Genomic DNA, 26,061 nt, shown 5'->3' with positions numbered 1-26,061 from the left:
ATTTCCGAAAAGCCCGCAGGAGAGCTCTGGGGCAGAGAAGGGTTCCGCGAGGATCCCTATATCACAGCCGGGACACTGGACGAGGCTGGCGATGCGCCCGCGGTCATCCTGCCCCTGGCCGTATGGCTTGGTCTTGAAGACGACGTGCGCAACGCCACCAATCGCAAGATCGGTGTGTCGGTCGCCCCGGGCGAAAGCGTCGATCCGCTTTTGCCGTTACTCGATACCATGCCGGTGATTGCGCTGCAGTTTCCAGCCTTCAATGACGGCCGGTCCTATTCGAAGGCAGAAATGCTCAAGAGCCAGCATCAGTTCAATGGTGAGCTGCGCGCGGTAGGTGATGTGCTGATTGATCAGGTTGCCTATATGCTGCGTACCGGCTTCGACACGTTGAAGGTTACCCACGCGGTGACGCTGACCCGTCTCGCTGACCATAATTTGCACGATACGCCGGTTTACTACCAGCCCGGCAGGGGTTCGCACTCGGCGCCCGGAACCTATAGCTGGCGCCGCGTTCCTGGCGCCTGACCCTCGATTGAATCTCACGACATTTACTGGAAAGCACCATATGTCCGACACTATTGAAACAGATGTGGTTATTGTTGGCGCAGGCCCTGTCGGCCTCTTTGCCGTCTTCGAACTTGGCCTGCTCGACCTGCGTGCGCATGTGATCGATATTCTCGACCGTCCAGGCGGCCAGTGCGCCGAACTCTATCCGGAAAAGCCGATTTACGATATTCCGGGCCTTCCCGAGGTTACAGGTCAGGACCTGACCAATAATCTCCTGAAGCAGATTGCGCCCTTCGATCCGCAGTTCCACTTCTCCACGATGGTTACAGCGCTCGAGAGACTTGAAGATGGCCGTTTCCGCGTCGAGACCGATGCGGACGAAGTTTTCATCACCAAGGTCATCGTCATTGCTGCCGGTGGCGGTTCTTTCCAGCCGAAGCGTCCACCCGTGCCCGAAATCGAACTCTACGAGGGCACCAGCGTTCACTACGCCGTGCGCAAGATCGAGGCGTTCCGCGGTCATGATGTGGTTATCGTCGGCGGCGGCGATTCGGCGCTCGACTGGACCCTTAACCTGGAGCCGGTGGCAAAGTCCGTCACCCTCGTGCATCGCCGCCCGGAATTCCGTGCGGCGCCCGATAGCGTCAACAAGATGTGGGCGCTGGAAAAGGAAGGCCGTGTCAAGTTCCGCATGGGCCAAGTCGGCAGTCTCGAAGGCGCCGATGGGCAATTGTCCAAGGTCATCCTCAAGGGTGCCGAGGGCGAGGAAGTTCTTGAAGCCGGGCGCCTGCTGCCATTCTTCGGCCTGACCATGAAGCTCGGTCCGATCGCCGATTGGGGTCTCAATCTCGACCAGAACCTGATCGCTGTCGATACCGAGAAATTCGAAACGTCGGAGCCGGGTATCTTCGCCATTGGCGATATCAACACCTATCCTGGCAAGCTGAAGCTGATCCTGTCCGGTTTCCATGAGGCGGCGCTGATGTCACAGGCGGCAAAACGCATCGTGGCCCCTGGCGAACGGATCATTTTCCAGTATACGACGTCCTCCACCTCCCTGCAGAAGAAACTGAAGGCGGCATAGGTATAACCTGATGAGCTCAGAATCCCTCTATATCCACGTCACCGATCAGCACGGCACGCGCCATACGCTGGAAGCCCTCGAGGGTTTCCGCGTCATGGAGGTCATTCGTGATTGGGGTCTCGACATCAAGGCGGAATGCGGCGGCGCTTGCGCCTGCGGCACCTGCCATGTCTATGTCGATCAGGATTGGACGGAAAAGCTCTACGAGCCGCAGGACGAGGAAATCGACCAGCTCGACGTGACCTTTCACGTCGAGGACAATTCCCGCCTTTCCTGCCAGTTGATCATGACCGAGGAGCTGAACGGTCTGGAAATTACGCTCGCGCCTGATACGCAGAAGGAAAGCGTAGCCGCCTGACCATCAGGGTGAATTCTCAAGGATCTCAGAAGTCTCAAATCACCACGACGCGTGCGCCGACCGGCACACGGGCGTATAGATCCATCACATGCTCGTTGACCATGCGGATGCAGCCGTTGGATACGGCGCGTCCGATGCTCCAGGGCTCTGTCGTCCCGTGGATGCGGTAGTAGGTGTCGCGCCCGTTGCGATAGAGGTAGAGCGCGCGAGCTCCGAGCGGATTGTGGCTGCCACCTGCCACGCCATCGGCATATCGCGCATATTTTTCCGGTTGGCGTCTGATCATGTTCTTCGTAGGCACCCAGCGCGGCCACTTTTCCTTGCGCCCGATCTTGGCGGCGCCATGGAAGGCACGGCCTGCACGTCCGACGCCAACCCCATAACGCCGTGCGGTGAACTCGTCTTCAACGAGATAGAGGAACCGGCCGCGAGGATCGATTACCACCGTTCCTGGCGCATAGGATGAATCGAATGGTACATATTGCGGCTGAAATACCGGATTGATGACGAAGGGTTTCTTTCTGGGCTTTGCCAGCGCCGCTTTTGGCGCCAGCGCGGCGAAAAGCAGACCTGTCAAAACAACACGCCGTGTCAGCATAGTAACCCCCAAGTTTCCTGCTGTCCGTCCATCAGACACTACTCTCCTGGGGTGATTTTGTCCGGGAATTACTGATTGATGGTTTACGCGGGCTCAACTTTTCGTGATGAAACAAGGGGATAGGTCCGGCGATGTACCCCGCCGGACCATGGTGCAACTCAGGGCAGGTGCGAGATGCGATCGATCAAAAGGTCAAAGAAACCTTTATCGTCCACATCGCGAATATAGAAGGCGTTCTTCGAACGATCGGTAACGCCCCACCAGTCGACCACGGTCATGCCCAGCGTCAACTCATTGGCAGCATCGACGATTACATTGCAATGCCTCCCGCCATAGAGCTCTGGCTTCAGCAGCCAGGCGATCACATTCGGATCGTGCAGCGGGCCGCCATCGCTGCCATATTTCTCTTCGTCGAATCGCTCGAAGAACTCGAGCAGGGCAACGGAGGCGTCGCCTGATCGTGTTCCCATGGCGCGGAAGCGATCGACACGCTTGGCGGTAGTCAGCACCTTGTGGGTCACGTCCAGTGGCAGGATGACGACGGGGACACCCGACTGCAGCACGATTTGTGCCGCCTGCGGATCGACATAGATGTTGAACTCCGCTGTTGGCGTGATATTGCCGCCTTCGAAGAATCCGCCACCCATGAGGACGATCTCGCGGATACGGGGCGCCAGTTCCGGCGCGCGGATCAGTACATGGGCAATGTTGGTGAGAGGCCCGAGCGCGCAAAGGGTGACGCTCCCGGGTTCTTCGTCGCGCAGAGTCTCGATAATGAAATCGACTGCATGCTGCTTTTGCAACGGCATTGCCGGTTCCCGCAGATCAGGACCGTCAAGCCCGGTCTTGCCGTGCACATGTTCGGCCGTAATAAGAGGGCGCATCAGCGGACGGTCGGCACCGGCAAAGACTTTTGCATCGGGGCGGCCTGCCAGTTCGCAGATTTTCCGGGCATTCACCTCGGTCAGGGCGAGCGGCACATTGCCGGCCACCGCCGTAATTCCCAGGACGTCCAGCTCCGGGCTGGCAAAGGCGAGAAGGATTGCGAGCGCGTCGTCCTGCCCCGGATCGGTGTCGATGATGATTTTACGCGTCATTTCTTACTTTCTGTTGGCCTAAATCCGGCACTCTCTTGAACTCTGAGATTCTATCGACCATATCAAAGGACAGAAGTGAAATGCCATCATTGATCAGACGAGATCACGGGTTTTGCTTTTAGGTCGCTTTTCTCAAGGACTGCACAAATGACACGAATGACACCGTTTTCAAGCCCCTTGCTGCTTGGTTTCGATACGATGGAAAAGACGCTGGAGCGAATTGCCAAATCCGGCGATGGCTACCCGCCTTACAACATCGAGCGTATTCGCGGCAGCAATGATTGCGAACAGCTCAGGATTACTCTCGCGGTGGCCGGGTTCGCCAATGACGATCTCGAAGTCACCACGGAAGACAACCAGCTGATCATTCGTGGCAGGCAGGCCGATGAAGAGACGCGCGAATATTTGCATCGTGGCATAGCGGCGCGCCAGTTCCAGCGCATTTTCGTTCTTGCCGATGGAATGCGCGTCAGCGCCGCCACTTTGAAGAATGGGCTTCTGTCGATCGATCTCGACCGGCCGGAACCCGAACGATTGGTCAAACGCATCAACATTGCGGTACAGGACTGATCGTAGCTCTAACAGGACAGGGCCTGGAATGGACTGTCCGAATACGGAGGCTAGCATGCAAAACTCTGTTCACAAGAATCTCCTGAGCGAACTCGAATTCGCGCGTCTTGGCGCCGGACAGGTAGCCTATATGCGCAAGGTCAAAACCGATGACCTCGCCCACAGTTTTCCAGCGCTTCCGCCGATGACTCCGGGTGTGGAACTCTGGGCGCTCTTTGCCGCCAATGGCGATCCTATCGTGCTTTCCGATGAACGCGACAACGTCCTTGTCGGCGCGCAGGAACACGAACTGCGCACCGTAATGCTGCAGTAAGAATCGATCAAGACGCGTGGTTCAGACCTTGACGGCCTGTTCCACGCGGTCTTCCGCTCCAAACAACTCCAAATAGCGTTTGATTTCCGCCGGATCGCCTGTGGCCTTCTTGGGGTTGTCGGAAAGCTTGACTGCCGGACGGCCATTCGCCTCACTGACCTTGCATACCAGTGAAATCGCATTCAGCTGATCATTGTAGCGCGGCGCACAATCCTCGAAATCATTGGTGAGGTTGGTACCCCAACCGAAGCTCATGCGTACCTTGCCCTTGAAGTGGTGGTAGGTCTCCTCGATCGTTTCCACATCGAGCCCGTCGGAAAACACCAGCAGCTTCTGGCGCGGGTCCTTGCCCTTCAAAGTCCACCAGGCAAGGATTTTCTCCCCGCCCTCGATCGGAGGCGCACTGTCGGGACGGAAGCCCGTCCAATCGGCCACCCAGTCCGGCGCATCGCGCAGAAACGCCGACGTACCGAATGCGTCGGGCAGGACGATCAGCAGGTTGCCGCCATAATAGCGGTTCCAGTCCTGCAACACCTTGTAGGGTGATTTCAGCAGTTCAGCCTTGGTCGTGCTCAGTGCAGCCAGCACCATTGGCAGTTCATGCGCATTGGTGCCGAGCGCCTCCAGGTCATTGTCCATGGCCATCAGCACATTACTTGTGCCGGTGAAGGCTTCGCGTATGCCTTCTTTCAGTGCTTCGACGCACCAGCGCTGCCAGAGGAAGGAATGGCGGCGGCGCGTGCCGAAATCGGAAATGCGAATATCGGGCAGCGCGCGCAGGCGTTCCACCTTTGACCACATCTTGGCCTTGGCACGCGCATAGAGAACGTCAAGCTCGAAGCGGCCCATCTTCTTCATGGCAGCACGCGAGCGCAACTCGTTGATGATTGTCAGCGCCGGGATCTCCCACATGGTGGTGTACATCCACGGCCCATAGAAATTCAGCTCATACTGGCCGTCACGCCTGGTCAGCTCATATTCCGGCAGCTGGAAATTCGACAGCCATTCGAGAAAGTCCGGTTCGAAAATCTGCCGCTTGCCATAGAATGTGTTACCGCCGAGCCAGATCATCTCCTTCTTGGAAAAACGGATCGTGCGCGCGTGATCGAGTTGCTCGCGCAGCTCCTGTTCGTCGATTTCATCGGCAAGCCGCACTCTGGTCGTGCGGTTGATCAGGGTGAACGTCGCATCCACCTTCGGGTAGACGCCCCAGATCATCTGCAACATCAGCAATTTGTAGAAATCCGTATCGAGCAGGCTGCGGACGATCGGATCCAGCTTCCACGTGTGATTGAACACGCGCCGTGCGATATCGGTCCTGGTCGCCATTAACTGCTTTCCTTGCGAATTCTTCGTCCGCCATGTTGCACGGCAGAAACGCACCATCAAGCAGAGACCGGCGAATCCGGCTAAATTTGGCCGCCCGCACGATCCTCTTCGCTTCCATTAAATCTTTGTAACCTCACCGAATTGTCATTAACGGTGGCATCAAAGCCCTTTATCCTGAACTCCAACGACATGTTCGCGCTGTAACGCGCGTTGAAGTATAATCAAAGTGACGCTGGCTCTGCTTTGTGTGCGGAACCGGCGTTTTGGAGTGATACATGAAGGTCTGGAAGCAATTGGCTTTGACGTTGGTAATCCTGGCTGCCGCCGGGGCTGGCTGGCTGCATTTCTTTCCAGGCGCGAACGATCTTCTGAAGAAGGCAGGCATAGACCGAAATTCGACCGCAGCGACAGAACCTGCCAGCCGTCAGGGCCAAAGGCGCAGCGGACAGGCACTGCCGCTGGTCGTCGTGCGTGCGGCGGCAGAGGCCAAGATCAATGACAGGCTGACGGCGATCGGTACAGGCAAGGCGAAGAGTTCCGTTGCTGTCACCCCGTTCACAGCTGGGCGTCTGACCGAGATTCTTGTGACATCAGGAACCAAGGTGCAAGGCGGCGATGTGATTGCCCGGCTCGATTCGGAAGCCGAAGTCATCGTCGTCGACAAAGCGCGGGTGGCACTGAAAGACGCGCAGACCAAGCTCAACCGCGCGGAAAGCTTGCGCTTGAGCAACACAGTGTCTGCCGTTCAGCTTTCCGAAGCTGCGCTGGCAGTCGATAATGCTGCCCTCAACGTTCGTGAAGCCGAACTCGCGCTGGATCGCCGTGCCATCAAAGCACCAATCGGCGGTATTGTCGGCATCTTGCCGATCAATGCGGGTAACTACATCACGACATCGACGACGGTCGCAATGATTGATGACCGCTCCGACCTGCTGGTCGATTTCTGGGTGCCGGAACGCTTTGCGCCGGCTATCACCATCGATCTGCCGGTGACAGCGACATCGATCGCCCGTCCGGGTGAAACGTTCAAGGGCGCGATCAGCGCCATCGACAACCGCGTCGATCCGGCGAGCCGCACGCTGCACGTTCAGGCAAAAATCACCAATCCCAACGATGCCTTGCGCGAAGGCATGGCGTTTCAGATGTCAGTAGGATTTCCCGGAGACACCTATCCAACGGTTGATCCCCTGGCCATCCAGTGGGGCACCGAAGGCGCCTATGTCTGGAGGATCGCTGACAACAAGGCCGAGCGCGTGCCCGTGCGAATCGTGCAGCGCAACACGGCCACTGTACTGGTCGATGCCGCAATAAAGCCCGGCGATCAGATCGTGGCTGAAGGCGTACAATCGGTCCGGCAGGGCGGTCTTGTGCAGATTCAAGGTCAGCCAGCGCCTGAGGAAACCGAGGCGAGGCCGCTGGCGTCCGTTGGCGAGCAGGGTTGAGGTTCCGCTGATGAGTGCACGCGGTCAAGCTGATTTCACCGCCCTATTTATTCGCCGGCCCGTCATGGCGCTGGTGCTCAATGCCTTGATCGTCGTTGCGGGCCTTGCTGCCTATTACGGGGTCGATGTGCGCGAGCTGCCGGATGTCGACCGCCCCGTGGTCACGGTCTCCACGGATTTCGAGTCGGCCGCCGCCGAGACGGTCGATCGCGAATTGACGTCTGCCATCGAAGGCGCCGTTTCGCGCGTTTCCGGCGTCAAATCCATTTCTTCCAGTTCCTCGTTCGGCAACAGTCGCGTTACCGTCGAATTCAATGACGACGTGGATCTCAATGTCGCTGCCGCCGACATGCGCGACGCGATCAGCCGCATCGCCAACACGCTGCCCGACGACGCCGATCCGCCACGCATCGTAAAGGCAGACGCGAACTCAGACGCGGTCATGCGTCTTGCCGTCACCTCCGACACCATGGCGGTGGAGGACATGACGGTTCTCGTCGAGGACCAGATCGAGGACGTGCTTGCTTCGGTACCGGGCGTTGCCGATGTGCAGATCAATGGCAATCGCAGCAAGATTTTCCGTATCGACATCAATCAGGGTAAAGTCGCCAGCCTCGGCATGAACATTGCCGATATCCGCAATGCGCTGAACACGATGGCCTTCGACACACCGGCTGGACAGCTCAACAGCAACGATCAGAGCATCGTGGTGCGAGCCCAGGCACCGGTAGCGACGCCGGAGGATTTCGAGAACATCATCATCAAGGGGCAGACCAAGATCCGCGATGTGGCAACGGTGACGATGGGTCCCGACATCGGCACCTCGACTCTCCGTGCCAATGGCAAGACCGGCATCGGTCTCGGCATTATCCGCCAGGCGCAGTCGAACACGCTGGATATTTCGACGGGGGTTCGCGCTGCCGTCGAGCAGCTGCAGAAGACCTTGCCCGAGGGCGTCGATATCCGTGTCACCAGCGACGACGCCGACTTCGTCAATGGTGCGGTACATGAGGTCGAGATCGCGCTCGGCGCATCAGTAATCATCATCATCCTGATCATCTATCTGTTCCTGTGGGACATTCGAGCCACACTGATCCCCGCCGTCAGCCTGCCGGTCGCGTTGATCGGCACGATCTCGGCCATCTATCTCGCCGGGTTTTCGATCAATATCCTGACGCTGCTCGCGCTGGTGCTGGCGACGGGCCTGGTGGTCGACGATGCGATCGTCGTGCTCGAGAATATCGTGCGCCGGCGCAACCAGGGTATGGGTCCACGCGCCGCAGCAGTGCTCGGCACGCAGGAAGTGTTCTTCGCGGTCGTTGCGACCACTGTCACGCTTGCAGCCGTCTTTGTGCCGCTCTCCTTCCTGCCGGGGCAGACTGGCGGTCTTTTCCGCGAGTTCGGCTTCGTGCTTGCAATCTGCGTGCTTCTGTCCGCGGTGGTTGCACTGACCCTTTGCCCCATGCTTGCCTCGCGGCTCCTGAGCGTGAGCGAAGCCAAGCATGAGGACGTTACCCACGCACCGGGGCTGGTGAGTCGCATCGGCGGATCGTTAGGCGGGCTCTATCGCCGCCTGCTGCATGCCTGCCTGGCAGGTCCATGGATTGTCGTCTTGATTTCGCTGCTGTTTGCCGGCGGGGCATTTGGCGCCTTTTCCCTGCTCAAGCAGGAATTGACGCCGCCTGAGGACCGGGCATCGGCCTTCCTGCGCATTACTGCTCCGCAGGGCGTCAGCCTTGAATATCTCGGTGATGAGATGCGGAAGATCGAGACCCTGATCCAGCCCTTGCGCGATTCCGGTGAAATCCAGAACACCTTCTCCATCGCCGGACAGAACGGCAATACCAACCGCGGCTTCATGGTGCTCAGCCTCGCGACGTGGAAGGAACGCGCGAGAAGCCAGCAGGAAATCATCACGGATGTATCCAGGCGGGTCCGCAATATTCCCGGCATCCAGGTTTTCGCCGCGCAGCCGAACTCACTCGGGATTCGCGGTGCCGGCAATGGCCTGCAATTTGCCGTCGTCGGCACGAGCTATGCTGAACTCGGCACAACGGCCGCCAAGATCGTATCCGAGCTTGAAAAGGACAGCCGCTTCGATCGCCCGCGCCTGACCAACGAGCCAACGCAACCGCAATTGGCCGTGTCGATCGACCGCGAACGGGCTTCGGATCTCGGGATTGATATCACCGGCCTTGCTCAGGCGCTGCAGTCGGTGCTCGACGGCTACAAAATCGGTTCCGTCTATATCGAAGACCGCAGTTTCGACGTCAAGCTCGTCTCGACCACCAATCCGATCAACGATCCCACGGACCTGGAAAACGTCTTCCTGCGGACCGGAGACGGACGTTTTGTACCGATGTCGACCATCGCCAAACTGACCGAGGTTGCGGTTCCCCCGGCACTGACCCGCGAACAACAAATGCGCTCCGTCGCCATTACGTCTGGCCTGAGCCCTGACTTCGCCCTCGGCGATGCCTACAGGGTCGTGCAGGAGGTCGCGGCGCCATTGCTGCCGCCAGGATATCGCATCATCCCGCTCGCCGAAGCGGCAACGCTCGGCGAAAACTCCTCCAGCATGGCAATCACGTTCGGCTTCGCCCTTCTCATCATCCTTCTCGTTCTGGCAGCCCAGTTCGAGAGTTTTCTCAGTGCCGTCATCGTCATGGCCACTGTGCCGCTCGGCCTTGCCTGCGCGGTCTATGCGATGCTGCTGACGGGCACGAGCATGAACGTATACAGCCAGATCGGGCTGGTACTGCTTGTCGGTATCATGGCCAAGAATGGCATTCTCATCGTTGAATTCGCCAATCATCTGCGCGATCAGGGCAGGAACGTTCGGCAGGCGATCGAGGAAGCATCGAACATCCGCCTGCGGCCCGTCGTGATGACAATGCTCTGCGCCATCCTTGGCGGCGTCCCGCTGGTACTCGCCAGTGGTGCAGGCGCCGAAGCCCGTATCGCACTCGGCTGGGTCATCGTCGGCGGCCTTGGCATGGCAACCGCCTCGACGCTGTTCCTCACGCCGGTCGCTTATCTGCTGCTGGCCGGGTTCTCCAAGCCCAAGGCGGAAGAGGAGGCGCGGCTCAACCGCGAATTGCTGGAGGTCAGCTCGCAGCCGCCACTCGCGGCAGAGTAAACGCCTCCAAAGACGGTTGCGCCTGTTCGCCCGTTCGCCCCGGGGCGATCCTGATTCCTTAGACGATTGTCGAATTGACGCGTCTGCGGCTGACCTGATAGCCGCAGATGAGGAGGTCTTGCAGCAAGGCGATCTTCCCCCTGGGTTGCATTTCGCGCTTGAGCGAAGATGTTTTTGCAGGCGATACCGCCCGCTGCTCGATGAAATTTTCATAAGCGATATTTGATTTATTGGGAGGAATTCATGGCATTGTACAGGCTGCATTTGGCGGCCGCCCTGCTTGGCGGCTTGTTTCTTACCGGTTGCAACGGATCATCTGAGGAAGCTGGCAGCAAGGGCGGAGTTAGCCCTGAGGTCGCCACCGAATGCAGCGGCGGTACCTTTACCGATGGCCAATGCAAACCCGACACACGGGTGATCGCGGAGCCTGAGGTTGTGTGCAAGGATGGCACGGTCGTCGATGGCAAATGCGTGCCGAACACGCTTGTGACGAAAGAGCCTGAGGTTGTGTGCGAGAACGGCACCGTCGTTGACGGCCAGTGCGTGCCGAACACGCTTGTGACGATAGAGCCTGAGATTGTGTGCGAGGATGGCACGGTCGTCGAAGGCCAGTGCGTGCCCGATCCCGATCCCGAGCCCAGTCATGGCATGAGCAGCATCAACGGCCGCAGCTTTGAAGCTGGAGTAACGATAACGGATGCTGCTGCTCCCTTCCGCACCTATCAACTGACATCGTCGCAGCCAGGACGTCCGGCCAAGAATGGGCAGCCGGCTGCCAAGAAGACTGGGCCCAACGGCGGAACCTTGACCGTTACAGAAACAGCGGGTCGCCCGGTTGTCCGCACGAGCAGCCCGCTGTTCGACGCGCTCTTTGCGCTTTCGCTTCAGGAAGCAGCGGATCTGACGGTGACCTCCATCTCAAATGATGCCTACAGTCAGGGAAATCCGATCCCTTGCGGCGGGACAGTGGGCTGCTTCAAGACCGGTGATCTATGGACCTATGTGTGGACGCGCGACACCGCCTATGCGATTGATCTTGGCCTCGCCCAGATCAATCCGCAGGCTGCCAGGAACAGCCTCTTGTTCAAGACCTCGGTCCGCCGCGATGCTGCCGGGACGAAAGGCCCGGAAACGAGAGAAATCATACAGGATACGGGCAGCGGCGGCAGCTGGCCGGTCAGCACCGACCGGGTGGTGTGGGCGCGCGCCGCGTGGGAAGTGTTGAAATATCTCGACGGCGACGAGCGTACCACCTTTCTGAACGATGCGTACACTGCGATCCGCAACACGATCGAAAATGACCGTTTTGCGGTCCATGACGTACGCGACGGTCTCTATCGCGGCGAATCCTCCTTCACCGACTGGCGCGAGCAGACCTATCCCGCCTGGGTTGCGAACGAAGTGGTGGACATCGCCATGTCAAAGACCCTGTCGACCAACGTCAACTTCTATAAAATTCTCGACGTTGCGTCGAAGCTGGCGAAGGAGCTGAAGAAGGACGACGACGCCAAGAATTACGAAAGCTGGGCAAACGCGCTGAAAACTGCGATCAACAACGAACTGTGGCTGCAGGACGCCGGGCTCTACAGCTTCATGAAGACGACTGAGCTCGATCAGGTTCCGGTGCGCCGCTTCGAACTGCTCGGGGAAACCTTGGCCATTCTCGACGGCGTTGCCGATCAGGACAAGTCGGAAAAAATTCTGGCCCTCTATCCTCACGCCCAGGCGGGAGCGCCAGTGGTCTGGCCGCAAATGCGCGATATATCCGTATATCATAACCGGGCCATCTGGCCATTCGTGTCCAGTTATCTGATCAAGGCAGCGGCCAAGGGCGGCAATGCTGCCGTGGTGAACAAGAACTTCACGATGCTGATGATGGGCGCAGCACTCAATCTCTCCAATATGGAAAACTTTGACTTCGTCACCCTTTCGCCGAACGACCCCGAGATCAATTCGGAAGCCCAGTTATGGTCCGTGGGCGGCTATATCGGGGTGGTGCTGGATACGGTGTTCGGCCGCGAGGTGGAAATGGATGCCGGCATTCGCTTCCGGCCGTTTATCACCAAGCAGATGCATGGCGACGTCTTTGACGGAGCGCGCGAACTGACCTTGAGCAATCTCGACTACCGTGGCCGCAAGATCGACGTGAAGGTCAAGCTGCCGGCAAAGGCTGTATCAAACGTTGGGGCCTATCAGGTGAGCACCGCATCGCTCAACGGTGCGACGATCGACCCCTACCGCTTCACACCGGCCTCCGATCTCAAGACCGACGCGCGCAATATCTTCGAAATCGGCCTGATCGATACGACGAATGTCGAGGACAAAATCACGATCGCATCTGAAGCCAACGATCTGTACGGTCCGGATCCGGTGAATATAAACAGCTTCGTGACGGCGAGAGGCCCCGATGCTCAGGTGAGGCTGAACTTCGATTCTGTTGCTGGAACCGCCGTCAATATTTACCGTAACGACAAACTGGTCGCATCCAATGTGACAGGCAATAATTGGCAGGATACCGGAAGCCGCGGGCTCGAACAACGCTTGTGTTATACGACCGAGCGGTACTACCTGACAGGTTTGGGCAATGTGTCGCAGCGCACCTCTCCAAGGTGCTCTTTTATAGCGGGCAGGAATCCGGTGATCACTCTTCAAGCGGATGCGGCGAGCAACAACTCGGTCAGCGGGTCAGCCGCGCAGCTCAAGACTGATCACAGTCGGCGGTCATGGTCTGATTGGGGCGTGCCAGGCGAGGAACTGACGTTCACCGTCACCCCAAACAAGAGCGGTCCACACCATGTGCTGGTGTCATATGGCAACGCGTTTGGCCGGATCAACACCGGCATAACCGCGGCTGTCAAGCAGGTGGAAATCAGCACCGCCAGTCAACCCCCAATAAAGGGCGTTGTGGTGATGCCGCATCGGTCGAGCTGGCCTGATTGGGGCGCGTCCAGCCTGCTTCCGGTAAACTGACCGCTGGCACACAATATACGGTCAAGCTCAGCGACTACTACAACATGTCCTACCTTTACTCGAACAGGCTTTACAATGACGAGGGCGGAGTTGGAGGGCCCAAGAATCGAGCAAACATAACCGAACTCTTACTGCAATACGCTGCAAAATAGGCAGTCCCGATTGGATTGTGCCTTCGGATCCATCCGAACAAAACGAGAGCCTTTCCGCGAGACAATACGGAAAGGCTCTCGGCTTTTGCGGGAAATGGTATCGGAGCATGCCGGGTCAACCGGCCTTGCCAACTTGCCCTTCGACGGAATTTCTTGACCGTTTGATAAAAAATTTGACCTTTTATGAAAATCTGCCATTCTTTTCCTTGAGAGGTGCCGGACGAACCGGCCCATCATGAAAATGACTGCGATCCATAGGGAACCGGACGCAAGTCAATAGAGGAGATGCGATTTCATGGGATCGATCGATTCTGGAATCCGGGACGTCAGAGCCGGGCGGCTCGCTTCCGACGCCTACGCGGATGTGTTTTCCGATCTTCACCCGCCGCTCACCCGGCATGAAGCCTTTGTCGAATCGGACCGGTGCTATTTCTGCTACGACGCGCCATGCATGAATGCCTGCCCGACGGGCATCGACATTCCGCTGTTCATTCGCGAGATCAATGCGGACAATCCGACCGGGTCGGCCAAGACCATTCTTTCGGAGAACATCCTTGGCGGCATGTGCGCCCGGGTCTGTCCGACGGAAACCCTGTGCGAACAGGCCTGCGTCCGTGAAGTTGCCGAAGGCAAACCGGTGAAGATCGGCCTGTTGCAGCGTTATGCCACCGACCATTTGATGGCGAACGGCCAGCATCCATTCAAGCGCGCCGAGCCAACCGGAAAATCGGTCGCCGTTATCGGTGCCGGACCAGCGGGTCTGTCCGCCGCACACCGCCTGGCCATGCATGGCCACGACGTGACGATCTTCGAGGCGCGCCCCAAGGCCGGCGGTCTCAATGAATATGGTATCGCCTCCTATAAGAGCGTCGATGATTTCGCCCAGAAGGAAGTCGACTTCATTCTCGAGATTGGCGGCATCACGATCCAGAACGACAAGGCACTTGGCCGCGATATCAGCCTCGATGCATTGAGGGCGGGTTTCGACGCAGTCTTCCTTGGTATGGGTCTGCCGGGCGTCAACGAACTCGGCCTGGAAGGTGAGGATGCCGCGGGCTGCATCGATGCGGTGGACTACATCTCGGTCCTGCGTCAGAGCAACGATCTTTCCGAGATCGCCGTCGGCCGCGATGTGGTTGTCATCGGCGGCGGCATGACCGCGATTGATGTTGCGGTGCAGACGAAGCTGCTGGGCGCTGAGAACGTCATCATCGCCTACCGCCGCGGTCCGGAAAACATGAACGCCAGCGCATATGAGCAGGAACTTGCGCTGAAGAACGGTGTGATCATCCGCCATTGGTTGCAGCCGCGCGCCCTGACCCGCAACGCGCACGGTGAGGTCTGCGGCATCACGCTGGACTATACCGTCATGGCCGACGGCCGTCTCACGACCTCGGGTGAGAGCATCACGCTTGCCAGCGACCAGATATTCAAGGCGATTGGCCAGACCCCGGCCGAAGCCGTTCTGACGGAAGCGGGTATCGCGCTCTCCAAGGGCCGCATCAGTGTTGATGATGAAGGCCGCACCTCGATCCCGGGCATCTGGGCGGGCGGCGATTGCATTGCCGGCGGCGAAGACCTGACGGTCGCTGCGGTGCAGGACGGCAAGCTTGCCGCTGAATCCATTCACCGCACCCTGATGCAGCAACCGGACAAGGTCAGCGGCTTCGTCGAAGCCGTCATAGCCGAGAATTCCGACGGCGCATCGGCACCGGCGCAGCACCCCAATCATCCAAGCCAGATTGCTGGCTGAAGGAGATCGACATGGCTGATCTTTCATCGAATTTCCTTGGCATCAAATCGCCAAACCCATTCTGGCTGGCCTCTGCACCGCCTACCGACAAGGCATACAATGTGGAGCGTGCCTTCAAGGCGGGCTGGGGCGGTGTCGTGTGGAAGACCCTCGGCGAAGAGGGCCCGCCCGTCGTCAATGTCAACGGTCCGCGCTATGGCGCGATCCATGGTCCGGACCGGCGCTTGCTCGGCTTCAACAATATCGAGCTCATCACCGACCGCCCGCTCGAGGTGAACCTGCGGGAAATGACCGAGGTGAAGAAGAAGTGGCCGGATCGCGCCCTGATCGCCTCGATCATGGTGCCCTGCGAGGAGGAATCCTGGAAAGCCATCCTGCCGCTGGTCGAGGCCACTGGTTCCGACGGCATCGAGCTGAATTTCGGCTGTCCGCACGGCATGTCCGAGCGCGGCATGGGTGCCGCCGTCGGCCAGGTGCCGGAATATATCGAGATGGTCGTACGCTGGTGCAAGCAATATACCCGCATGCCGGTCATCACCAAGCTGACTCCGAACATCACCGACATCCGCAAGCCCGCGCGGGCGGCGAAATCAGGCGGAACAGACGCTGTCTCGTTGATCAATACCATCAACTCGATCGTCTCCGTCGATCTCGACAATTTCGCGCCGGTTCCTTCCATCGACGGTCGCGGCTCCCATGGCGGCTATTGCGGCCCAGCCGTGAAGCCGATTGCGCTGAACATGGTAGCGGAAATTGCCCGCGATCCCGATACCCGCGACCTGCCGATTTCAGGTATTGGCGGTATCACCACCTGGCGCGATGCGGCGGAATTCATCGCGCTCGGCTGCGGCAATGTGCAGGTCTGCACCGCGGCGATGACCTACGGCTTCAAGATCGTGCAGGAGATGATTTCCGGCCTCTCCGACTGGATGGATTCGCGCGGCTTCAGAACCATCGAGGATTTCCAGGGACTCGCCGTACCGAATGTTTCGGACTGGCAGTATCTCAACCTCAACTACATTACCAAGGCGCAGATCGATCAGGACCTGTGCATCAAATGCGGCCGCTGCCACATAGTCTGCGAGGACACGTCACATCAGGCGATTACGTCCATGGTCGACGGCGCGCGTCACTTCGAGGTGATCGACGAGGAATGTGTAGGCTGCAATCTCTGCGTCAATGTCTGCCCGGTCGATAATTGCATCAGCATGGTGCCAATGACGTCTGGGGTCGATCCACGCACCAAGCTGCCGATCCAGCCGGAATATGCCAACTGGACGACGCACCCGAATAATCCGATGGCAAAGGTGGCGGCAGAGTAGGATTTTCTTTTAGACAGCGCGCGGGCGGATGCCGTTGAGAATAATGCTCAGCACCGCCTGTGCGGTCTGCTCGCGAAAGCCGGGGCGTCCAACCTGGCTGCCCATGATCGCCCGCACCTGCACGTCGAAATCCGCATAATGCTGCGTTGTTGCCCAGATCATGAAAATCAGGTGGTAAGGATCGACCGGGGCAAGCTTGCCTTCGCCAACCCAGCGGCGAATGACAGCGGCCTTTTCATCCACAAGCGGCTTCAGGTGCTTGGAGAGAAAGTCGCTGATCGCCGGTGCACCATGCAGCACTTCGTTGGCAAACAACCGCGATGCCTCCGGATGGCTCTCCGACATGTTGATCTTCAGCGTGATGTATTTGCGCAATTGCTCGATCGGATCGCCCTCTGGATCGATCTCGGCGAGTGGTGCCAGCCATTCCGCCAGCGTCTCTTCAAGCAGCGTCACATAGATGTTCTGCTTGCGCGGAAAATAATAGAGGAGGTTCGGCTTGGACATGCCGGCTTTGTCGGCGATCTGGTCGATCGTGGTGCCGCGAAACCCGTAGGTGGAGAAAACATCGAGTGCCGCATCCAGAATGAGGCGACGATTGATCTCCTGTATCCGGGTTGTCTTTTCCGGGGTTTCGTTCGCCTTCTTCTTCGCCGCCCTTGCCATTCCCTCGACCTCTCCTGTGCCCGCGACAAAATGGCAATTCCGCCGCTGCCGGCAACGACCGGAAAAACCTACAAAGCGCTTGACCGCTTTCCTATGCTCTTCTAGCCTGCATTTTGACCAAGTAGTCAAGTTTTTGATTGTGCCAGAGGTTCAATCATTCGGGAACATAAAACAAGCGGTAACATCCGCAATCAGGAGGCTTAGTCACATGTCGAAATCGGCATTGGGGACCAACAATCTCGACGCGTTCTGGATGCCGTTCACGGCTAACCGGCAGTTCAAGCAGAATCCCCGTCTCCTGGTCAGCGCCAAGGACATGCATTTCAAGTCGCATGATGGCCGCGAGATCCTCGATGGCACCGCTGGACTCTGGTGCTGCAACGCCGGTCACGCCCGCCCGAAGATTGTCGAGGCCGTGCAGAAGCAGGTTGCCGAACTCGACTACGCGCCCGCCTTCCAGATGGGCCATCCCAAAGTATTCGAGCTTGCCGCCCGGCTTGCTGCCATGCTGCCATCGCCGATCGACCATGTATTCTTCACCAATTCCGGTTCGGAATCGGTCGACACGGCGCTGAAGATTGCGCTTGCCTATCACCGCGCCAAGGGTAACGGCACCAAGACCAAGCTGATCGGCCGTGAGCGCGGCTATCACGGCGTCGGCTTCGGCGGCATTTCCGTCGGTGGCATTTCCGGCAATCGCAAGACTTTCGGCAATGCGCTTGGCGGCATCGATCACATTCGCCATACGCACGATCCGGCGCGCAACGCATTCACGCGCGGCGAACCGGAATATGGCGTCGAGTTCGCCGACGATCTGGAGAAGGTCATCGCCCTGCACGATGCCTCCAACATCGCTGCGGTCATCGTCGAGCCGGTGGCTGGATCGACCGGCGTGCTCATCCCGCCGAAGGGTTACCTGACGCGCCTGCGCGAGATCTGCACCAAGCACGACATTTTGCTGATCTTCGACGAGGTCATCACCGGTTTCGGTCGTCTTGGCACACCCTTTGCGGTCGATTATTTCGGCGTCATTCCCGATCTCGTCACCACGGCCAAGGGCATCACCAGCGGCGTGATCCCCATGGGCGCGGTCTTCGCTACGAAGGATATCTATGAAGCGTTCATGACCGGTCCGGAAAACATGATCGAGCTGTTCCACGGCTATACTTATTCGGGCCATCCGATCGCCTGCGCCGCGGCGCTGGCAACGCTCGATACCTATGAAGACGAAGGCCTGATGACCAGAGCCGCCGAGCTTTCGGACTACTGGGCCGATGCACTCCACGCGCTCAAGGGCCTGCCGCATGTCATCGACATCCGCAATCTCGGCCTGATAGGTGCCATTGAACTGCAGCCGATCGACGGCGCACCGACCAAACGCGCGTTCCAGGCCTTTCTCGATGCCTATGAAAAAGGTGTGCTCATCCGCACGACCGGCGATATCATCGCGCTATCGCCGCCGCTCATCATCAGCAAGGGCCAGATCGAGCACCTTTTTGATACGCTGGCCGACGTTCTGAAGAACCTCGCATAAGTTGAAAGGCGCTAACATGACGCTCACGGGAAATCTCAGGATCAACGGCGACCGTCTCTGGGACAGCCTGATGGAGATGGCGAAGATCGGGCCGGGCGTGCGCGGCGGCAACAACCGCCAGACGCTGACCGATGAAGACGGCGAAGGCCGCCGCCTGTTCCAGTCCTGGTGCGAAAAGGCGGGCCTCTCCATGGGCGTCGACACCATGGGCAACATGTTCTTTACCCGCAAGGGGACAGACCCGGATGCACTGCCTGTCTATGTCGGCAGCCATCTCGATACGCAGCCGACCGGCGGCAAGTATGACGGCGTCCTCGGCGTCCTTGGCGGGCTCGAACTGATCCGTACGCTGAACGACCTCAACATCCAGACCAAGCATCCCATCGTCGTGGTCAACTGGACCAATGAGGAAGGCACGCGCTTTGCACCGGCGATGCTGGCCTCCGGTGTTTTTGCCGGCATCCACGAACAGGATTGGGCCTACGACCGGGTAGACGCCAAGGGCAAGAAGTTCGGCGACGAACTGGAGCGTATCGGCTGGAAGGGTGATGAGCAGGTTGGAGCGCGCAAGATGCATGCGCTGTTCGAGCTGCACATCGAGCAAGGTCCTATCCTCGAAGCCGAAGGCAAGGATATCGGCGTCGTCACCCATGGCCAGGGCCTGTGGTGGCTGCAGATCACACTGACGGGCAAGGAAAGCCATACCGGTTCGACGCCGATGCCAATGCGCAAGAACGCCGGGCTCGGCATGGCGCGGATCACCGAGCTCGTCCACACCGTCGCCATGGCGCATCAGCCAAGCGCCGTCGGGGCGATCGGCCACGTGGATGTCTACCCGAACTCGCGCAACGTCATTCCGGGCAAGGTGGTTTTCACCGTCGATATCCGCTCGCCAGACCTTGCAACGCTCAGTGCTATGAAGGCGGAAATCGAGGACAAGGCGCCAAGGATCGCCAAGGAGCTTGGCCTTGAGATTGCAATCGAAGAGGCCGGTCATTTCGACCCGGTCACCTTCAATGAAGGCTGCGTGGCCGCCGTTCGTAGCGCCGCTGAACGGCTGGGCTACACACACCGCAATATTGTTTCAGGTGCGGGTCATGACGCCTGCTGGATCAATCGCGTTGCGCCGACCGCCATGGTCATGTGCCCATGCGTCGACGGGCTCAGCCACAATGAGGATGAGGATATTTCGAAGGAATGGGCTGCCGCGGGCGCAGACGTCCTGCTGCATGCGGTTCTGGAGACGGCGGAGATCGTGGCGTGAGGACCCCTTACCCTCCCACTTGTGGGGAGGGGCGGAGCGAAGGTCCGGGGAGGGGTCTTCCCTACAATCTGAAGAGATCAACGCCATAGCAAGACTGGGTTTCAAAATACCCCTCCCCACAAGTGGGAGGGTAAGGGGAGACCAAAAAGGGGAACGGACATATGGCTACGAAAGTGATCAAGGGCGGCACCATCATCGCCGCCGACCGCACCTACAAGGCGGATGTTCTGATCGACGGCGAAACCATCGCCGCCATCGGTGCTGATCTTTCCGGCGATGAGACTATCGACGCGACGGGCTGCTATCTGATGCCGGGGGGCATAGATCCGCATACCCATCTCGAGATGCCTTTCATGGGCACCCATTCCTCCGACGATTTCGATACGGGCACGGCTGCCGCTCTCGCGGGCGGCACGACCATGGTGGTCGACTTCGTTCTGCCAGGCGCCGATGGCCTGCTCGTTGCCCTGCAGGACTGGTTCCAGAAGGCGGGCAAGGCTCGCACCGACTATTCCTTCCACATGGCGATCACCAGCTGGAACAAGCAGGTTTTTGACGAGATGCCGAAAGTGGTCGAGCGCGGCATCAACACCTTCAAGCACTTCATGGCCTATAAGGGCGCGCTTATGGTGGATGATGACGAGATGTTCGCCTCGTTCATGCGCTGCGCCGAGATCGGCGCCATGCCGCTGGTGCACGCTGAGAATGGCGATGTCGTTGCGCATCTCCAGCAGAAGCTCTTGGCTGAAGGCAATACCGGTCCGGAAGCCCATGGCTATTCGCGCCCGCCGGAAGTCGAAGGCGAGGCGGCCAACCGCGCCATCATGATCGCCGACCAGGCGGGGGTGCCGCTCTACATCGTGCATGTCTCCTGCGAACAGGCGCATGAAGCCATTCGCCGTGCCAGGGCAAAGGGCATGCGGGTCTATGGCGAGCCGCTGGTCCAGCACCTGACGCTCGATGAGAGCGAATACAAGAACGAGGACTGGGACTATGCGGCACGCCGGGTGATGTCGCCGCCCTTCCGCGACAAGATCCATCAGGATGGTCTGTGGGCCGGCCTTGCCTCGGGCAGCCTGCAGGTCGTCGCCACCGACCATTGCGCCTTCACCACGCAGCAAAAGCGTTTCGGCGTCGGCGATTTCACCAAGATCCCGAATGGTACGGGCGGGCTTGAGGATCGCTTGCCGGTGCTATGGACCAAGGGTGTGCGTACCGGCCGCCTGACGCCGAATGAGTTCGTAGCAGTCACCTCCACCAATATTGCCCGCATTCTCAATATCTACCCGCGCAAGGGGGCGATCCTCCCGGGTTCCGATGCGGATATCGTCATCTGGGATCCGAACGCATCGAAGGTTATTTCGGCCAAGACGCAGAAATCCGCCATCGACTACAATGTCTTCGAGGGTATCGAAGTAACCGGCCTGCCGCGCATGACCCTGTCACGCGGCCAGATCGCTTTCAAGGATGGCGAGGTGCTGGCGCCGACGGGCAGTGGCCGCTTTGTCGAACGCGAAGCCAATGCGCCGGCAAATCGTGCACTTTCCACTTGGAAGGAATTGACGGCACCGCGTAGAGTAGAGCGCGATCCGAAGAATATTCCGGCAGGCGTCTGATGACAGTCGTCGCGCTCCGACCCAAGGCGAAGACGATGGCAGATGCGGCGCCGAAAAATGTGATTGATGTGAAGGACCTATCGCTGGTCTTCCAGACCAATGATGGGCCGGTCAACGCTCTGGCCAATATCAATCTTTCGGTCAATGGCGGCGAGTTCGTCTCCTTCATCGGCCCGTCCGGCTGCGGCAAGACCACGCTGCTGCGTGTGATCGCCGATCTCGAACAGCCGACCTCGGGCACGATCTCCGTCAATGGCATCACACCCTCCGAGGCGCGGCAGAAGCGTGCCTACGGCTACGTGTTCCAGGCGGCCGCGCTCTATCCATGGCGCACGATCGGCGGGAATATTTCCCTGCCGCTGGAAGTGATGGGTGTGCCCAAGGCGGAGCGCAAGGAGCGCATTGCCAGGAACCTGGAGCTGGTCAATCTTTCCGGTTTCGAGAAGAAGTTTCCGTGGCAATTGTCCGGAGGCATGCAGCAGCGCGCCTCCATTGCCCGCGCGCTTTCCTTCGACCCCGATTTGCTGTTGATGGACGAGCCCTTCGGCGCGCTCGACGAGATTGTCCGCGATCATCTCAATGAGGAACTGCTGAAGCTTTGGGCGAAGACGCAGAAGACTGTGATTTTTGTCACCCACTCCATTCCGGAGGCGGTGTTCCTTTCCACCAAGATCGTGGTCATGAGCCCGCGGCCCGGCCGGATTCACGAGATCATCGATTGCGATCTCGGCCCGGAACGCACGCTCGATATCCGCGAAACGCCGAAGTTTCTGGAGATTGCCCACCGGGTGCGTGAGGGGCTGCGCCACGGTCATTCCTACGACGAGGCGCATCTATGACGCCGGAGCGGGGCGCAGAATGATCATCCGTGCCGCCAAACTGCGCGACATGTCCGAATGCGCGGAGATCGTCAACGCCTGGATTGATGCCACGAAATGGATGCCGCGCGTCCACCCCAAGGGAGATGTGGCCGAATTCTATCGCGACACCGTCTTTTCGCGGTTTCAGGTCTTTGTGGCCGAGAATGACAATCACATCGCCGGCATGATCGCCCTGTCCCCGGACAATACTGTGAGTGCGCTCTACGTGCATGGCGATCATCGCCACAGGGGTGTTGGCAAAGCGCTGCTCGATCACGCGAAACATGAAGCCGATGGGCCGGTTGAACTCTGGACATTCGTCGCCAACCGCGATGCGCAGGCGTTCTATAAGCGCGAGGGATTCAAGGAAATTGGGCGAACAGACGGCGACAATGAAGAGAAGCTGCCGGATATTCTCTACCGCTGGCAACCGGGTAGCGCTGAGGTGGAGCCATGAACTTCATCCGCAACAACGTCATTCCGGTGGGCACCGTTCTCCTTGCAATTATTGGGCTCTGGTATGTCTTCGCCGTCATTCTCAATGCACCTTTCGAACGCGATCAGGCGGCGCGTGCCAACACGACGATTTCGACGCGCCATTTGATCGCCAATACCATGGCGCAGGAGCGTCCGGTCCTGCCTGCTCCGCACCAGGTCGCGGCGGAGATACGCAAGACCGTCTTCGATATCAGCCCCACGTCGAAGCGCAGTCTTGTCTACCACGGCTGGGTGACACTCTCCTCGACGCTGCTTGGCTTTGGCCTCGGTACGCTTCTGGGCGTTTTGCTGGCGATCGCCATCGTTCATTCGCGCACGCTCGACAAGAGCCTTATGCCGTGGATCATCACCTCGCAGACCGTGCCGATTCTTGCCATCGCGCCGATGATCATCGTGGTGCTCAACACGGTCAACATCACCGGGCTCCTGCCCAAGGCGATGATCTCGACCTATCTGTCGTTCTTCCCCGTCGCCGTCGGCATGGTGAAGGGCCTGCGCTCGCCGGAGATCATGCAGCTCGATCTGATGCGCACCTATAATGCCTCGAAGGCACAGGTGTTATGGAAGCTGCGCTGGCCGGCATCCATGCCCTATCTCTTCACCTCCATGAAGATCGCTGTTGCCATCAGCCTTGTCGGCGCCATTGTCGGTGAATTGCCGACAGGCGCTGTGGCGGGCATTGGCGCGCGTCTGCTCGCCGGTTCCTATTATGGCCAGACTGTGCAGATCTGGGCGGCACTGATTGCGGCGGCCTTGATGGCGGCTGTTCTCGTCAGCCTGATCGGGTTGATAGCCAACATGGTCAACCGGCGCATGGGAGTGCGGCCATGAAGCGCTCACCCCTTGCAATCATCGCCTTCATCCTCGCAGCGGCTTCCCTGGTACTGCCGACAGGCGCCGACGTGCCCGGGCTCTTCTTCTTTTCCGCACCCGCCATTCTCTTTGCTGCGGCGGCTGTGGCGTTGTTTGTGCCAGCTTCAAATACGTCATTGGTCGCCCTGCTTGTGCTGGTTCACACCGCAGCGTTCTGCCTGATAGGCCTGCTTGGCTCCTTTACGATAACCGGCCCTGCGATTGGCTACTGGTGTCTTGTGGTCGCCGCGTGGCTTCTGGCCTGGCTCAGCGTGCAAAGACTTGCCGCACTGAGACTGGCCTCCCCCGACGCACAACGCCTGGTCAATCTCGCTCTGCCCGTGCTGTTCGGGGCATGGCTCTTGATCCTGTGGGAAATCGTCGTGCGCGGCTTCTGCGTCCCGACAATCCTCCTGCCGCCGCCTTCTATGATTGCATCGCGCATCGCGTCGTCGGTGCCGACGCTGTGGGCGGACTTCCAGCAAACCTTCCTGAAGGCCGCGATTGCCGGTTATGTCATCGGCTGCGGCTCCGGCTTTCTGGCGGCGATCATCGTCGACCGCGTGCCCTTTCTGCGCAAGGGCCTGCTCCCGATCGGCAATCTCGTTGCTGCGCTCCCCGTCGTCGGTATCGCCCCGATCATGGTCATGTGGTTCGGCTCCTACTGGGAATCGAAAGCCGCTGTGGTGGTCATCATGACGTTCTTCCCCATGCTGGTGAACACGGTGGCGGGGCTTGCCGCATCGGGAGCGATGGAGCGCGATCTGATGCGCACCTATGGCTCGAGTTACGGCCAGACGCTGCTGAAGCTGCGGCTGCCCGCGGCAATGCCGTTCATCTTCAATGCGCTGAAGATCAATTCGACGCTGGCGCTGATCGGTGCCATCGTCGCCGAGTTCTTCGGCTCGCCCATCGTTGGCATGGGCTTTCGCATATCGGCCGAGGTCGGACGCATGAATGTCGACATGGTCTGGGCTGAGATCTTTGTCGCAGCGCTTGCCGGTTCACTGTCCTATGGACTGATTACCCTTGTCGAACGGGCTGTCACGTTCTGGCATCCGTCGTATAGATCATAACAAACAAGAACAGAGGAGAACTAAAACATGAAGAAAACGATCGCACTGTCACTCGGCCTTGCCATGACCTTGATGGCAAGCTCGGCACTGGCTGCCGACAAGCTTGTCCTGCAGCTAAAATGGGTCACGCAGGGCCAGTTTGCCGGCTACTACGTGGCAAAGGACAAGGGCTTCTACGAGGAAGCCGGACTCGATGTCGAGATCAAGCCGGGCGGTCCGGACGTGGCTCCGCCACAGGTGATCGCCGGTGGCGGCGCTGACGTGGTCATCGACTGGATGCCCTCGGCGCTGGCAACGCGCGAAAAGGGCCTGCCGCTGGTCAATATCGCCCAGCCCTTCAAGCGCTCGGGCATGATGCTGACCTGCCGCAAGGAAACCGGCATCACCAAGCCGGAGGACTTCAAGGGCAAGACGCTCGGTGTCTGGTTCGGCGGCAATGAGTATCCGTTCCTGTCCTGGATGAACCATCTCGGTCTCAAGACCGATGGCGGGCCGGAGGGCGTGACCGTTCTCAAGCAGGGCTTCAACGTCGATCCGCTGATCCAGAAGCAGGCCGATTGCATCTCCACGATGACCTACAATGAATATTGGCAGGTCATCGATGCGGGGATTCCAGAAGACCAACTGGTGACGTTCAAATATGAGGACGAGAAGGTCGCCACGCTGGAAGACGGGTTGTACGTGCTGCAGAAGAGCCTGGATGATCCGAAGATGGTCGACAAGCTGGCTCGTTTCGTCAAGGCCTCGATGAAGGGCTGGGAATATACCCGTGCCAATCCGGATGAAGCCGCAACGATCGTGCTCGACAATGATGCCAGCGGTGCCCAGACCGAAAAGCACCAGAAGCGCATGGTTGGCGAGATCAACAAGCTGACGGAAGGCTCAACAGGCGTGCTGGACGTGGCGGCAGCTGATCGCACCGTGGAAACGCTGCTTGGCGGCGGTTCCGATCCGGTCATCACCAAGAAGCCGGAAGGCGCCTGGACGACGAAGATCACTGACGCCGCGAAATAAGGTTCGCTCTAGCCTCTTTGCTAAATCCTTAGAAAATCCAAGAG

At 59.1% G+C, this 26,061-nt stretch carries 22 protein-coding genes; 18 read left to right on the top strand and 4 right to left on the bottom strand.

Features of this window, described 5'->3' with window-relative positions:
• From BLM14_RS18195 to BLM14_RS18185, 3 genes are read left to right on the top strand one after another with little or no spacing between them, the layout of a single operon-like run.
• Nucleotides 1-528, top strand: coding sequence for a DUF934 domain-containing protein (locus BLM14_RS18195; RefSeq protein WP_418314241.1), 528 nt, complete (start codon nt 1-3; stop codon nt 526-528).
• Nucleotides 529-568: 40 nt separating this feature from the next.
• Entirely contained in the window at nt 569-1,594 is a 1,026-nt protein-coding gene (locus BLM14_RS18190) for an NAD(P)/FAD-dependent oxidoreductase (RefSeq protein ID WP_100000680.1), read from the top strand.
• Nucleotides 1,595-1,604: 10 nt separating this feature from the next.
• Nucleotides 1,605-1,952, top strand: a complete 348-nt coding sequence (locus BLM14_RS18185) for a 2Fe-2S iron-sulfur cluster-binding protein (RefSeq protein WP_100000679.1) — start codon at nt 1,605-1,607, stop codon at nt 1,950-1,952.
• Between the two features lie 34 nt (nt 1,953-1,986).
• On the opposite strand, the gene BLM14_RS18180 is transcribed toward BLM14_RS18185, so the two are convergent.
• Nucleotides 1,987-2,550 carry a L,D-transpeptidase gene (locus BLM14_RS18180; RefSeq protein ID WP_204251972.1) on the bottom strand — a complete coding sequence of 188 codons (564 nt, stop codon included), beginning with the start codon at nt 2,548-2,550 and terminating at the stop codon, nt 1,987-1,989.
• A 158-nt stretch (nt 2,551-2,708) separates the two neighbouring features.
• The gene (locus BLM14_RS18175; protein ID WP_100000678.1) at nt 2,709-3,647 is read right to left on the bottom strand and encodes a nucleoside hydrolase; all 939 of its coding nucleotides are present in this window, start codon (nt 3,645-3,647) and stop codon (nt 2,709-2,711) included.
• A gap of 147 nt (nt 3,648-3,794) precedes the next feature.
• Here BLM14_RS18175 and BLM14_RS18170 point away from each other — a divergent pair, with 147 nt between their 5' ends.
• Nucleotides 3,795-4,217: an Hsp20 family protein gene (locus BLM14_RS18170; protein ID WP_100000677.1), complete on the top strand. Its 423-nt coding sequence runs from the start codon at nt 3,795-3,797 to the stop codon at nt 4,215-4,217.
• A gap of 55 nt (nt 4,218-4,272) precedes the next feature.
• Nucleotides 4,273-4,530 (top strand): BQ00720 family protein, encoded by a 258-nt coding sequence (locus tag BLM14_RS18165; RefSeq protein WP_100000676.1) that lies wholly within the window; start codon nt 4,273-4,275, stop codon nt 4,528-4,530.
• A gap of 21 nt (nt 4,531-4,551) precedes the next feature.
• On the opposite strand, the gene pncB is transcribed toward BLM14_RS18165, so the two are convergent.
• A complete protein-coding gene (pncB, locus tag BLM14_RS18160; RefSeq protein WP_100000675.1) occupies nt 4,552-5,859 on the bottom strand; it encodes a nicotinate phosphoribosyltransferase in 1,308 nt (435 codons plus the stop codon).
• A 275-nt stretch (nt 5,860-6,134) separates the two neighbouring features.
• Here pncB and BLM14_RS18155 point away from each other — a divergent pair, with 275 nt between their 5' ends.
• The 5 genes from BLM14_RS18155 (at nt 6,135) to preA (ending at nt 16,637) form a co-directional block, all read left to right on the top strand.
• Nucleotides 6,135-7,301, top strand: a complete 1,167-nt coding sequence (locus BLM14_RS18155; RefSeq protein ID WP_100000674.1) for an efflux RND transporter periplasmic adaptor subunit — start codon at nt 6,135-6,137, stop codon at nt 7,299-7,301.
• A 10-nt stretch (nt 7,302-7,311) separates the two neighbouring features.
• Nucleotides 7,312-10,440 carry an efflux RND transporter permease subunit gene (locus tag BLM14_RS18150; protein ID WP_100000673.1) on the top strand — a complete coding sequence of 1,043 codons (3,129 nt, stop codon included), beginning with the start codon at nt 7,312-7,314 and terminating at the stop codon, nt 10,438-10,440.
• 243 nt (nt 10,441-10,683) lie between these two features.
• A complete protein-coding gene (locus BLM14_RS18145) occupies nt 10,684-13,410 on the top strand; it encodes an alpha-L-rhamnosidase-related protein (protein ID WP_100000672.1) in 2,727 nt (908 codons plus the stop codon).
• Between the two features lie 447 nt (nt 13,411-13,857).
• On the top strand, nt 13,858-15,315 hold the full coding sequence (locus BLM14_RS18140) for an NAD(P)-dependent oxidoreductase (RefSeq protein ID WP_100000671.1): 1,458 nt from the start codon (nt 13,858-13,860) through the stop codon (nt 15,313-15,315).
• Nucleotides 15,316-15,326: 11 nt separating this feature from the next.
• Complete coding sequence (preA, locus tag BLM14_RS18135) at nt 15,327-16,637, top strand: NAD-dependent dihydropyrimidine dehydrogenase subunit PreA (RefSeq protein WP_100000670.1); 1,311 nt, start codon at nt 15,327-15,329, stop codon at nt 16,635-16,637.
• 9 nt (nt 16,638-16,646) lie between these two features.
• Here the strand turns inward: preA and rutR are convergent, their stop codons facing one another.
• Nucleotides 16,647-17,303: an HTH-type transcriptional regulator RutR gene (rutR, locus tag BLM14_RS18130; RefSeq protein ID WP_100000669.1), complete on the bottom strand. Its 657-nt coding sequence runs from the start codon at nt 17,301-17,303 to the stop codon at nt 16,647-16,649.
• A gap of 208 nt (nt 17,304-17,511) precedes the next feature.
• Between rutR and aptA the strand changes: the two genes are divergently transcribed.
• From aptA to BLM14_RS18090, 8 genes are all read left to right on the top strand, one after another.
• Nucleotides 17,512-18,837, top strand: coding sequence for an omega-aminotransferase AptA (aptA, locus tag BLM14_RS18125; RefSeq protein WP_100000668.1), 1,326 nt, complete (start codon nt 17,512-17,514; stop codon nt 18,835-18,837).
• A 16-nt stretch (nt 18,838-18,853) separates the two neighbouring features.
• On the top strand, nt 18,854-20,101 hold the full coding sequence (locus BLM14_RS18120; protein ID WP_100000667.1) for a Zn-dependent hydrolase: 1,248 nt from the start codon (nt 18,854-18,856) through the stop codon (nt 20,099-20,101).
• 161 nt (nt 20,102-20,262) lie between these two features.
• Nucleotides 20,263-21,717 carry a dihydropyrimidinase gene (gene hydA / locus BLM14_RS18115; protein ID WP_100000666.1) on the top strand — a complete coding sequence of 485 codons (1,455 nt, stop codon included), beginning with the start codon at nt 20,263-20,265 and terminating at the stop codon, nt 21,715-21,717.
• On the top strand, nt 21,717-22,556 hold the full coding sequence (locus tag BLM14_RS18110; RefSeq protein ID WP_100000665.1) for an ABC transporter ATP-binding protein: 840 nt from the start codon (nt 21,717-21,719) through the stop codon (nt 22,554-22,556). Before hydA ends, BLM14_RS18110 begins: the two co-directional genes overlap by 1 nt.
• 19 nt (nt 22,557-22,575) lie before the next feature.
• The gene (locus BLM14_RS18105) at nt 22,576-23,034 is read left to right on the top strand and encodes a GNAT family N-acetyltransferase (protein WP_100000664.1); all 459 of its coding nucleotides are present in this window, start codon (nt 22,576-22,578) and stop codon (nt 23,032-23,034) included.
• Nucleotides 23,031-23,906: an ABC transporter permease gene (locus tag BLM14_RS18100; protein ID WP_100000663.1), complete on the top strand. Its 876-nt coding sequence runs from the start codon at nt 23,031-23,033 to the stop codon at nt 23,904-23,906. Before BLM14_RS18105 ends, BLM14_RS18100 begins: the two co-directional genes overlap by 4 nt.
• Nucleotides 23,903-25,003, top strand: a complete 1,101-nt coding sequence (locus BLM14_RS18095) for an ABC transporter permease (protein WP_237143400.1) — start codon at nt 23,903-23,905, stop codon at nt 25,001-25,003. Before BLM14_RS18100 ends, BLM14_RS18095 begins: the two co-directional genes overlap by 4 nt.
• A 27-nt stretch (nt 25,004-25,030) precedes the next feature.
• Entirely contained in the window at nt 25,031-26,017 is a 987-nt protein-coding gene (locus BLM14_RS18090; RefSeq protein ID WP_100000662.1) for an ABC transporter substrate-binding protein, read from the top strand.
• Nucleotides 26,018-26,061 lie beyond the last annotated feature (44 nt).

Origin of the sequence: Phyllobacterium zundukense (assembly GCF_002764115.1) — a bacterium.
Taxonomy (GTDB): Bacteria; Pseudomonadota; Alphaproteobacteria; order Rhizobiales; family Rhizobiaceae; genus Phyllobacterium; species Phyllobacterium zundukense.
Note: the sequence above shows the minus strand (reverse complement) of the source record. Positions and strands in the feature narration are given on the sequence as shown.

Coding starts and splice junctions, on each gene's coding strand:
- hydA (WP_100000666.1), top strand. CDS start 20,263: ATGGCTACGAAAGTGATCAAGGGCGGCACCATCATCGCCGCCGACCGC.
- BLM14_RS18165 (WP_100000676.1), top strand. CDS start 4,273: ATGCAAAACTCTGTTCACAAGAATCTCCTGAGCGAACTCGAATTCGCG.
- BLM14_RS18180 (WP_204251972.1), bottom strand. CDS start 2,550: ATGCTGACACGGCGTGTTGTTTTGACAGGTCTGCTTTTCGCCGCGCTG.
- BLM14_RS18185 (WP_100000679.1), top strand. CDS start 1,605: ATGAGCTCAGAATCCCTCTATATCCACGTCACCGATCAGCACGGCACG.
- preA (WP_100000670.1), top strand. CDS start 15,327: ATGGCTGATCTTTCATCGAATTTCCTTGGCATCAAATCGCCAAACCCA.
- BLM14_RS18170 (WP_100000677.1), top strand. CDS start 3,795: ATGACACGAATGACACCGTTTTCAAGCCCCTTGCTGCTTGGTTTCGAT.
- rutR (WP_100000669.1), bottom strand. CDS start 17,303: ATGGCAAGGGCGGCGAAGAAGAAGGCGAACGAAACCCCGGAAAAGACA.
- pncB (WP_100000675.1), bottom strand. CDS start 5,859: ATGGCGACCAGGACCGATATCGCACGGCGCGTGTTCAATCACACGTGG.
- aptA (WP_100000668.1), top strand. CDS start 17,512: ATGTCGAAATCGGCATTGGGGACCAACAATCTCGACGCGTTCTGGATG.
- BLM14_RS18190 (WP_100000680.1), top strand. CDS start 569: ATGTCCGACACTATTGAAACAGATGTGGTTATTGTTGGCGCAGGCCCT.
- BLM14_RS18145 (WP_100000672.1), top strand. CDS start 10,684: ATGGCATTGTACAGGCTGCATTTGGCGGCCGCCCTGCTTGGCGGCTTG.
- BLM14_RS18105 (WP_100000664.1), top strand. CDS start 22,576: ATGATCATCCGTGCCGCCAAACTGCGCGACATGTCCGAATGCGCGGAG.
- BLM14_RS18155 (WP_100000674.1), top strand. CDS start 6,135: ATGAAGGTCTGGAAGCAATTGGCTTTGACGTTGGTAATCCTGGCTGCC.
- BLM14_RS18090 (WP_100000662.1), top strand. CDS start 25,031: ATGAAGAAAACGATCGCACTGTCACTCGGCCTTGCCATGACCTTGATG.
- BLM14_RS18120 (WP_100000667.1), top strand. CDS start 18,854: ATGACGCTCACGGGAAATCTCAGGATCAACGGCGACCGTCTCTGGGAC.
- BLM14_RS18095 (WP_237143400.1), top strand. CDS start 23,903: ATGAAGCGCTCACCCCTTGCAATCATCGCCTTCATCCTCGCAGCGGCT.
- BLM14_RS18100 (WP_100000663.1), top strand. CDS start 23,031: ATGAACTTCATCCGCAACAACGTCATTCCGGTGGGCACCGTTCTCCTT.
- BLM14_RS18150 (WP_100000673.1), top strand. CDS start 7,312: ATGAGTGCACGCGGTCAAGCTGATTTCACCGCCCTATTTATTCGCCGG.
- BLM14_RS18140 (WP_100000671.1), top strand. CDS start 13,858: ATGGGATCGATCGATTCTGGAATCCGGGACGTCAGAGCCGGGCGGCTC.
- BLM14_RS18110 (WP_100000665.1), top strand. CDS start 21,717: ATGACAGTCGTCGCGCTCCGACCCAAGGCGAAGACGATGGCAGATGCG.
- BLM14_RS18175 (WP_100000678.1), bottom strand. CDS start 3,647: ATGACGCGTAAAATCATCATCGACACCGATCCGGGGCAGGACGACGCG.